Source organism: Bartonella sp. AP36NXGY (genome assembly GCF_042195865.1).
Lineage (GTDB): Bacteria > Pseudomonadota > Alphaproteobacteria > Rhizobiales > Rhizobiaceae > Bartonella.
Window position 1 is genome coordinate 1 of record NZ_JBHIPD010000028.1, and the last position, 10,608, is coordinate 10,608.

The 10,608-nt window shown below is 40.9% G+C and carries 5 protein-coding genes and 2 pseudogenes; 3 read left to right on the top strand and 4 right to left on the bottom strand.

Going from position 1 to position 10,608, the window contains the following annotated elements; translation table 11 throughout:
* From ACFINX_RS08525 to ACFINX_RS08540, 4 genes and pseudogenes are all read right to left on the bottom strand, one after another.
* Window positions 1-270, bottom strand: a pseudogene (locus ACFINX_RS08525) (hypothetical protein); the annotation flags it as partial.
* Between the two features lie 143 nt (window positions 271-413).
* Window positions 414-854, bottom strand: a complete 441-nt coding sequence (locus ACFINX_RS08530; RefSeq protein ID WP_375668655.1) for a hypothetical protein — start codon at window positions 852-854, stop codon at window positions 414-416.
* An 81-nt stretch (window positions 855-935) separates the two neighbouring features.
* A complete protein-coding gene (locus tag ACFINX_RS08535) occupies window positions 936-1,778 on the bottom strand; it encodes a hypothetical protein (protein ID WP_375668656.1) in 843 nt (280 codons plus the stop codon).
* Between the two features lie 1,633 nt (window positions 1,779-3,411).
* A pseudogene (locus ACFINX_RS08540) lies at window positions 3,412-4,071 on the bottom strand (type ISP restriction/modification enzyme); the annotation flags it as partial.
* A gap of 257 nt (window positions 4,072-4,328) precedes the next feature.
* On the opposite strand from ACFINX_RS08540, the gene ACFINX_RS08545 reads away from it, so the two are divergent.
* The 3 genes from ACFINX_RS08545 to ACFINX_RS08555 all read left to right on the top strand — a co-directional run.
* Entirely contained in the window at window positions 4,329-4,508 is a 180-nt protein-coding gene (locus ACFINX_RS08545) for a hypothetical protein (RefSeq protein ID WP_375668657.1), read from the top strand.
* Window positions 4,501-6,261, top strand: coding sequence for a ShlB/FhaC/HecB family hemolysin secretion/activation protein (locus ACFINX_RS08550; RefSeq protein ID WP_375668658.1), 1,761 nt, complete (start codon window positions 4,501-4,503; stop codon window positions 6,259-6,261). Before ACFINX_RS08545 ends, ACFINX_RS08550 begins: the two co-directional genes overlap by 8 nt.
* 91 nt (window positions 6,262-6,352) lie before the next feature.
* The coding region (locus tag ACFINX_RS08555) for a filamentous hemagglutinin N-terminal domain-containing protein (protein WP_375668659.1) at window positions 6,353-10,608 on the top strand (4,256 nt) is incomplete at its 3' end.

A 10,608-nucleotide genomic window follows, 5' to 3' on the forward strand; every position in this document is an offset into this window, starting at 1 on the left:
GATAAAAGCTTTTCCATAGACCTCAGCATTGCCATAAACTTGACCACAGACTTGAGAAAAATGGCGTATTTTTGCATCATCATACACCCTTGCATGACCATAGACACAAGCCTCATCATAGACCCAGCAATTGCCATCATGGGATAGGTTGACTTCCTTTTCAATAAAGCCGCCTAAAGACCCCGCCTTTATATCATCAAAATCTTTTAAAGCACGAATGCGATAAAGAGTTATAATATTTCGAGTAAGTGCATGTTTGATTTTTTTGATTTCACTGGTTAATTCGTATTTTTTTCACATAGAGATACCCTCACAATTTAATGTGATAAACGTTTTCTAAAATTTGAAATGGGAAAATTTGAAAGAGGGGCGCCCCCGCCGCGCCCGTGCTTTCATTTACACTGCTTTATTGATTAGACCCAGACAATCTCTAATTCACCATAAGGAGAGAGACGTTCAGTATAGGTTTTTATTTTAGTAGACCCGCCGACATTTTCACGAATAACAGCAATGCCATGAATATTGGCATTTTCATAAACATGTACGTTATTTGCTATACGAGCGTTTTCATAAACCCTAGCATTGTCATAAACCCGCGCATGACCATAGATATGACCACAAGTGACAGCATTGCCAAAAACTCTTGCATTTTCATAAACGTGACCATTTTTAAACACAAGAGCCTCATCATACACCCAGCAATTTCCCTCATGAGAGAGGTTATCTTCCTTTTCAATAAAGCCACCCAAGGCACCAGCTCTAACATCAGAAAAGTCTTTTAATGCTTTAATGCGATAAAGGGTATGATTACCAAATACACGCGTTTCATTTGTGAGTGCAAACTTCTTTTGCATAGCACAATTCCTTCATAAAGAGATTTAAATTTTTAAATGAGATATTTAAAGGAGGGCGCCCCCGCTGCGCCCACGCGTTATTTAAGCAGCGTCTTTTAGTGACTGATTATCATCACAGATATCATTACGAATTTTTGCACGGCTATTGACAACAGCATTGCCATAAATTTGCACATGATGATCAATATTTGATTTGCCATAGACCTTGGCATTATCATAAATCCTTACAAAGCAACCAACACGAGCCGAGCCAGAAACCTTGGCATAACCATAGATACTTGAATAATCCTTAATCCAGGCATTACAAAAAACATGGGCATTATCATAAACGCGCGCCCAGACATAAATGCGTGACTTGCCATACACATGGGCATTGCCAAAAATATAGCCACAAACATAGGCACTTTCATAGACACGGGCATTGTCATAAACCTTGGCACCATTAGAAATAGTAGCATTATCACTAATTACGGCATTACTATAAACATGCCCACAGACCTTAGCGTTATCATGAATTTTTGCATTATCATAAAGATGAGCGGTTGTATCAAAAACCAATGCTTTGCCATTAACGATAGCATTGCCACACACCTTGGCACCTCTAAAGATTTTCGCGTCATTATAAATTTTAGCATTTTCATAAACAGTTGCATTGAAAAGAACCGCGGCATTATCATAGACCCAGCAATTGCCATCATGGGATAAGTTACTTTCATTTTCAATAAAACCGCCGAGGTCTCCCGCCTTAACATCATCAAAATCTCTTAGAGCACGTATACGGTGTAAAGTAAGACCATCAAAAGTGAATTTTTCATTGGTAAATTCGTATTTTTTTGCAGACTCTTGTTGATTAACAGATGTGATTTCGTTTGCAATGTTAGAGGAAATTGTATTTTGGGAAGTTTTTATTATAGAATTTTTCATTTTAAATTCTTTCTAATCGTAATGAAGTTTTCAATTGACGCGCTATAAAGGCGCCGGGCGTTGAAAACACGGCGATTAGTCCGTCGTCACACTTTTCCCATAAGGGTATTGCATGGTGTGACACACCCGACAAAATCATTATACGCTTTAATACGTATAAAAAACAGTCAGTATTTTAAAGACTTTGGAAAGATTGTTTCGTAACCTATCCGCTAATCGTTAAGTGTTTTCAGCACTTGAATATTCATATAACAAAATACGTATTTATTGTCAAACAATATTTTATCTTTTTTGATATTTTTTTGTATTTTTTTAAATACGTTGTGTATTGATAATATCTTATGCCTATTAGTTGCTTCTTTTATATTTATATGCTTTTAAAGCTATATTATTGGCTTTCTTAAACGATTGCGTTATTTTCTGAATCTATACATTTATAATATTTAGAAACGCTCTCATGATGCGTATTTTAAACTTTATAACCTATCAATTTTGTTACTAAATGAATTTTAAATTTTTTGTGAATTTTGTTTATAAGGGGCTTTAATTTAAACGACCTTAATAGCACCGCGCTCTTATAACAAATGCTTTCATTTGCATTTTTGCTTTCTCTATAGCTGTTATATGCTTTATAGCCACCGCATCATTTTTCATTTTCATAAGAGAAACGATAAATAGGATAATTACGATTTATAGACTGTTATGAAAACATCTCAATAGAAACTGATAATTATAGAGATGAGCAAAATCTCTTTTAATAGACCGTGTCAGTGTTGTCAGTTCCTTTTAAGACCCTCTATTATTTTTTTTATGAGTAAAAATTAAAAACATTATATTTCAATAGTTTAATATCTTTAAAACATAACCCATATCAAGAGTACAATCTTGAAAGATAACCAATGATGTGAATTGATTAAAACCTGTCAGTTATGTGTCAGTAAATTGAACTGACAAAAGTGATCATTTGAGTGAGTCATTAAAACGTGTCTTATGAAAAGCATAGGAAAGTAAAAACTGATTACGTTATCAAAATCCCTTTTATGAATTTTATCAGTTCTTTTGAATGATAACCTTATGATTTAGAGAATGATTACAACGTGCTTTATAAAAAGCATGTGATCCTTTAAAGCCTTTCAAAAGAAAGGGATTATAATCATAATAAATGCTATCAAGACCATTATGGTTATGAGTTTTGACGGGTTTTTGAGTTTTGACGGTTGCCTCTTTTAGATAAAAAAACGATAAAAAGTAAAAACGTTATTTTTCAATGTGTTAATATTTTACAGATCTTAAAAAACAACCTCTATTGATAACACAACCTATAAATTCAACTAATAATATACGTTTTGAAGGGGTTTTGACGGTTTTTATACCTTCAAAACCTATAAGAAAAGTGAATATACATAACCCTCTTTAAACAAAGCTATCATTTTAGATTACGATATAATCTTTTAAAGGCAATCCAAATAAGAGTATCTAAAATTGCAAGTTTCTTCTTTTTAGAATAACGCATATAGACTATCCTTTCAGGATTATATGTAAGCAACTTAACAAAAAGAGGTATAGATTATGGTTATAAGCTCTATACCCCTTGTGAGATTAACATACCCATTATGTGAGCATGCTTTATAAGTTATTCAGTTTCTCTTATTTCCAATTTTGGTAAGTTCTTAACGATTTTCATTGTTTCTAAACTTACGGTAATAACCCTTTGAAACAAATCCAATGGATAGGCAGAGTTGCCAATGGTTTCAACAGCATAGTGATTGGCATCATTCACAATACCACTCTTTTTATCAGTCTTTACACACTGACGCCCCATAACCCATTCAAGAGCAGGCTTGCCATTGACGATATACTCATAAGCTTCAAGAGGGATATCTGTTATTGTGATATTGCTGTTATAAATAACAGTTGATTTATCCTTTTCCTTACTATTCTTAATTTTTGCAAATTTTATTTCAGTTACATAATAGAATTTTTCGGGATTAGAGATTTCTGTCTGTTTTGGATTACCCTTTTTAAAGGTGACAGGATAAGGTTCTACAGTTTCATAGTTTACGTGCAAATGACCGAGTTCACGCCCTGCTGTCACAAATTTCCAAAAATCATCAGCCGTTTTTACGCAAGGGATACGAGGCAATTCTTTGCATAAATTATCAGCATAACGGGTGCCGATAATCTTCTGAATGCAAAAGACCGTAAACATAATAAAACAGATCATCTTTAGTGTTTTTTCATTGGGATAAACGGCTTTTAAATATGCTAATTCGTCATAAGTTATGGCATTACGCATTTTCTTTTTTTCTTATTTTAGTAAATAAGCGATTGTCATACTATTTTTCTTATCAAGCGATAATAATGGAGTGTTTTTTGTTGTCTCTAATATGTAACAGTTCCAATAAATTTGGTATATTCTATGAATAAGAGGCTTTACTTGAAGCTCAAAATTATATTACATGCAACACCTTAAAATTAAGAAGCATATTAGAGTGTATGATTGTCATTTAACAGTGTAATTATACAGGCTTCAAAAGCGGGGGAAATGATATGGTTTGCACAACACATAAAGCAGGTGTATACAGTACAGTCTATGCTTTTCTCTTAGATTTTAGAAGTATTATTCTCATCAAAAAATTAAAAAATTGTTACGCGGTTGGCGATTTTTTCTGTGACGCTGACGATATGGTTCATTTGGTTGCTCACTTTGAGGGCACAATGAATGCATAGATTTTTTTTCACTTTTGTTTTGGCGGCTATTTTGTGCCTTTTTTCGTTGCCGAGTTTTGCCCAAAACATTCGTGAGAAAGCGATTAATCAATCAGAGAGCATCCAACGACAACAAACGCAAGAACAGCGTTTTCAACGATTGCACCGTAGAAACGAAACACATGGGATATTTTTGCCAGACGATGATAGCACATCTGCCTATGGTGCTTCGTCTGGTACAACCTGTTTGCTGATCAAAAGCATTGAATTTGTTGATGTTCAGTTGATTTCTCATACCGACCTTCATGAAGCCATTTCTCTTTGGGAAGGACGGTGTTTGGGGATTGCCGAAATCAATAAAGTGCTCAAAGCGGTGACCAAGCTTTATATGAAGCGCGGCTATATTGCAGTGCGGGCTTATTTGCCTGAGCAAGATTTAAGCGGCGGTCATCTCAAGATTGTTGTTGTTGAAGGTGTGATGGAAGATATTACCCTTGATGGGCATAAAGTTGGAAGGAAATCTCAAGGAGAAATCACCACGGCTTTTCCAAACCTTATTGGAAAACCGACCAATCTGCGCCAGATAGAGCAAGGGCTTGATCAAATCAATCGGCTTTTCTCACGCCAAGCCACCATTAATCTTGGTGCGGGGAGCAATTCGGGTGGTTCGATACTCGATGTTCATATTGAAAAACAGAAACCTTGGCTTATTACGCTTTCCAGCGATAATCTTGGCGCTAAAGCAACAGGGCTTTATCAAACGCGCTTGAGCCTTTCTTTTGATGATCTGTTGGGGATCAATGATCAATGGTCGTTGAGCTATCAGCGTTCTATGGATGGTAGTCCGTATCATTTTTCTCACAAGCGCCCCAATAGTGATACTCTAACGGGATCCTTTTCTCTTCCTTATGGCACTTGGACAACAGGTTTTGATGGGACGTGGAGCCAATATCATTCGAGTGTTAAGGGAATATTTTCCGATATTATGACTGCGGGCAAGTCTTTATCGCTTACACCGTGGATTTCACGGGTTATCGACCGTGATCAAGAGGGAAAGACCTGGCTTACAGGACGGTTGACATGGAAATATTCTGATAATTTTATTATGGGCAGTCGGGTTGATGTTTCCAGCCGTAAATTGGCTATTGCAACCTTTGAGCTTGATCATTCGCGCAAGTGGCTTGGAGGAGAATTAAGCGCGCATATAGGGTTTCATAAAGGGTTGGCAATTCTTGGCGCTTATGACGATAAAGAGCAAGAGAATGCAACAAAAAATTCACCCAAAGGGCAATTTTCCAAATTGTCTTTTTCCCTAGGCTACGTGCGTCCTTTTTCGCTCAAACAATATAACTTTCGCTATAACACGCTGTTTTCAGGACAATTATCACCCGACACATTGTTTAGTTCAGAGCAAATATCGCTTGGTGGTAGTTCCTCTGTGCGTGGGGTGCGTGAGGCGATTTATTACGGCAATAATGGGGCGTTTTGGCGCAATGAATTGTCGCTGTTGTTGCCAGGTTTTTCTTCGAGAATGGGGCGTAAATTTATGAGCCAATTTGCCCCTTATATGGCGCTTGATCTGGGGGCCGTGGCCAATAATGTAAACAAAAACAGTTTTGGCGGGAGCCTCGTTGGGGCAACTCTTGGTTTCCATGCAACCGGAGACATTACGGATATTGATGTGTCTTATTCGAATATTTTAACCCAATCGACAGTGCGAGAAAAGGGAAATGCGACAGGGTTATTTCAAGTGCGGGCATTATTGAGATTTTAGAGCAAAGGGGCGGTAAAAAATATCGCTGCGCTGTTTATACCCATATGGGTTGTTTTTTTAAAGAGATAAAGAATTTTATGAGGAGCTGAAGATGCGGGGATTGAAAAATCAAAAGCATAGATTGGGATATGGATACAAGCTATGGCAGCGCGTTCTTTGTGTTTTGCAGCGAGGGATCCATAAGGGGCTTTCACTTGTTTTAAGCTTTTGCTTAGCTTTTCAGCCTTTGTTGTTGCAAGCACAAGCGCTTGGAGCGCGAAGTCCTGTTGCACAAGAGAGCCAAGGGATTAAAGCAGCTGATGGGGTTGGCTCTGTTTTCCGCCCCACGGTGGGGAAAGCCGGCAATGATGTGCCGCTGATTGATATTGTGCGCCCCAATGGACAGGGTCTTTCTCATAACAAATATGACAGTTTCAATGTTGATACCCATGGCGTGATTTTGAACAATTCGACTGAGGAGGTTTCGCGTTCACAGCTTGGGGGATTGGTGCCAGGCAACGGCAATTTGCGTTATAGCGGTGCAGCAAAGGTTATCCTTAATGAAGTGGTAAGTGCCAATCGCTCGCGTCTTGAAGGCGTGAGCGAAGTACATGGGCATATGGCGGATGTTATTATCGCCAATCCCAATGGGATTACCTGTAACGGTTGTGGCTTTATTAATACACCACGGGTGACTTTATCGACTGGACAACCGATTATTGGAGCCGATGGCGCTTTGAGTGGGTTGCGTGTTGAGGGTGGAGATATCACTATAGGCTCTCGTGGGGCTGATGGGAGTGCATTAGATATTTTTGATCTTGTTTCGCGCAAGATCAGTGTCGGGGGTCCCATACAGGTCAAAGGAGATTTGGCTGTTATCGCGGGGCGCAATCATTTTGATTATGACAAACGCGAAGCAACTTCTCTTGGTTCTGATGGCAAAGAGCCAGAATTGGCGATTGATTCCAGTGAGTTTGGTGGAATGTATGCGGGGCAGATTCGCGTGATTGCCAATGATAAAGGTGCGGGCGTTAAGATGCGCGGAGACATGGTTGCCAATGCAGGCGCCATGAGATTGACAAGTGATGGCAAGCTGGTAATTGCCAAAGCACGTGCCAAAGGAGCGGTGAAGGCTCACTCCCACCACGATAGTGTACATGTGAAAGATCTGCTTTTCTCAGAAGAAGCAGTTGAACTGAAGGCTTTGAAACATGTTGAACTGGCTGAGCAAGCTCGCGTTGCAGCGAGCGGTACTGTTGATGTGGGCGCCGATCTGATCAAGCTCCAGTCCCATGCTCTTCTAGCAAGCGGTATTGGGAGTGATGGTCAACAGTCAGCGACGGGTTCTTTGCATTTACAGGCAGCAAAGCTTGAGGCGGGGAATGGGCGGATAGCCGCCGGTGATCTTTTAGAGATCCAAGCAGCAACAATTGATCTGAGCCGCATGCAAGACAATGATCAAACAGGGGTTTCTTCCCTTGGCGATCTGACCATTAAAACCAATCAAATCAGCGCTTTAAACAACCATATTGGTGCCAAGGGGAATATTGTCTTGAGCGCCGATGATGCGCTCACTGTAGGCGCTGGACATTATAGCGCCGGCGGCTCTCTTTTGGTGGAAGCAGCAGAGCTTACATCACGTGCGCGCTTAGTGGCAGAGCAAAAAGTTGACCTTTATGCGCATCACGGTGCCCTGATCCAAGAAGGCACTGTCTGGTCCAATGGGAAGATAACGCTGGATGCCCATGGTGCCCTCAATCACACGGGTGATATTGTCAGCATGCAGCAGGTTGCCTTGACAGCGGGTAGCATGCTCACAACCTCTCAAGAGAGCACGATTTTAAGTTATGATGTGGTTTTGAGTGCTGATGCTTTAACCCAAGCAGGGACTGTGGAAGCCCAAGAAGGAGCATTAACCCTTCAAGTGCGTGATGGGGTTATCAATAGCGGCACAATGCGCGGTGAGAGTGTCGATGCTCATATTGGTGCATTTACCAATCAAGGGACGTTTATTGCAACCGATGATTTGCATTTGATGGTAAGCACACAAGAAGGCGCCGATCCGCAACAAGCCTTTCTGAAGAATACATCCGAAGGTGTCCTTCAAAGTGGTGGCGTTTTTGTTGTGACCGCAGGGCAATTAGACAATGCCGGTGCGCTTGGCTCTAGTGGTGAGAATGTTGCCCTCAATGTGGCAGGGAATGTCAGCAATAGTGGGCTGATTTACGCCAAAAAATCTATGGACGTATTCAGTGATGGTGATTTAACCAACACACAGGGCAGAATGATTGCAGAAGAGGCTCTCAGCATTGGTGGGCTGAAAGAGACACGTGCTGGTCATATAAATAATGAGGCTGGTCTTCTCAGTGCTTTAGCCGGTGAGATGAAGATTGTTGCAACGTCTTTTGTCAATAAAAGCGCTGAAACGACAAATTCAGAGCAACAAAACGCTACACATGATGAAGGTGCGCATGTTTTAGCGCGGGATGGTTTACGCATTAATGTGGGCAGTTTTGAGAATGTTGATGGTCTTATTTCTACGCAAGGGGCAGTCAATATTGTTGCAGATAGTGTGATCCAAGCAGGGCACATAGAGATTGAGCGTGGTGACCTTCAACTGACCAGCCACGGTGATTTAAGCAATAGTGGCACAATAGAAAGCAATGATACCATTGCTTTGCATGCGCAAAACACTCTGAACCAAACGGGGCGCATTGTCTCTAAAAAGCGGGTTGAGCTCTCAACCGATGGCATCTTGACGCTGGGTGAGACAAGTGAGGTTGGCGCCTATGATGTAACGCTGAAGGCAAGCACACTCACCCAAACTGGGCTTGTGGAAGCGCAAGGCGGGGTACTTACTCTCAACAGCCATGATGTTTTAAGCAATTCCGGTATTATGGTGGGCGGTGTTGTTGATGCGAAGCTTGGGTCTTTAGCCAATTCCGGTCAGCTTTTAGCCAGTAACAGTTTTACGCTTGTGGCAGAAAGCCATGATCCGTCATTGGGGCAAGTTGCTCTGGTTTTAAATGGTGAAGACGGTGTTCTCAAAAGTGGTGGTGCTTTTGTCTTAACCGCAGATGTTTTGGACAATGCCGGCAGTATTGGTTCAAGTGGTGATGGGGTTGCGCTCAATGTGAGCGCTGATCTGAGTAATAGTGGGCTGATTTATGCCAAGAAATCTGCCATTTTCTCCTTAGATGGGGATTTTATTAATAAGTTTGCCGATGTCATTGCTGAAGACAATCTCATCATCCGTGGTTTAAGTGGAGAGCGGGCTGGTCATGTGATCAACAGCTCGGGTCTTTTAGAAGCCGTGTCAGGCGATATGACCTTCGATGTCTCAGCGCTTACCAACATGCGTGAAGGCGGGGTCGAAGTTAGCGATAAAGTGGTGAATCGCAATGTCTATGAAACATCACATACTGAAACAGATGGGTGGTTTTTTGTTGATACAACTACCACAACTACCAGAGTTACAACGACGGTTAGTCAGCAGCAGCCTCATTTTACCAATAATGCTGCCCAGATTTTAGCAGGGCGTCATCTCACGGTTCATGCCGGCGATATCCGCAATAGTTATAGTTTAATTGCTGCCAATGGCAACATTGTGATGCATGGCGATACGCTGCTCAATGAGGGGCGTGATTTAACCGAAACAACCAAGATTGAGACGACAACACGCATTGAGACTACATCTGGTGATATTTTGGGTGCAGGGGTGGCTCAAATAGGAGATACAGACACATCGGAATATGTTGATGATCCTGTAATAATCACGCGCACTTATGATGCTGTTTACGGCACGATTGAAGCTGGTGGCACGCTTGATGCCAAGTTGACAGGCTATATTGACAATCATGCGGTGCGTGAGGGGGTTGAGCAAGTTGGCTTAAGCTCTGGCGATAAAGGTTTGGCTGGTGTTAAAAACACCGATTTTGACGGTTCCAAACCACTGATTAGTGATGATCGATTAGACGGTATTATCAATGGTTTGAAAGGGCACAAAGGGCTTTTTGCACCAAGCACAAAAACACCCGCACCAGAATCCATACAGGTGCCAACGCAAGACGGGCTTAGCTCTGTTAAGACAGAATTGGACCAGACCCAATCACCGGATGTGCCGTTTTTAGTTGAGACGCGACAGGACTTTATCAATCCAAGCAAATTTTTAGGATCGGACTATTACTTAAAAAAGATTGGCAATTATAAGCCTGAGAACGTGTTTAAAAGATTAGGGGATGCTTATTTTGAATATCGTCTGGTGGGTGAGCAAATCTTTGAGCTGACAGGTAATCGCACTCTTCTTGATGTTGAAGATCCCAATGCTCAAATGCAAAGGCTCTATGACAATGCTGTGGAGCAGCAAGA

Coding starts and splice junctions, on each gene's coding strand:
- ACFINX_RS08530 (WP_375668655.1), bottom strand. CDS start 854: ATGCAAAAGAAGTTTGCACTCACAAATGAAACGCGTGTATTTGGTAAT.
- ACFINX_RS08545 (WP_375668657.1), top strand. CDS start 4,329: ATGGTTTGCACAACACATAAAGCAGGTGTATACAGTACAGTCTATGCT.
- ACFINX_RS08535 (WP_375668656.1), bottom strand. CDS start 1,778: ATGAAAAATTCTATAATAAAAACTTCCCAAAATACAATTTCCTCTAAC.
- ACFINX_RS08550 (WP_375668658.1), top strand. CDS start 4,501: ATGCATAGATTTTTTTTCACTTTTGTTTTGGCGGCTATTTTGTGCCTT.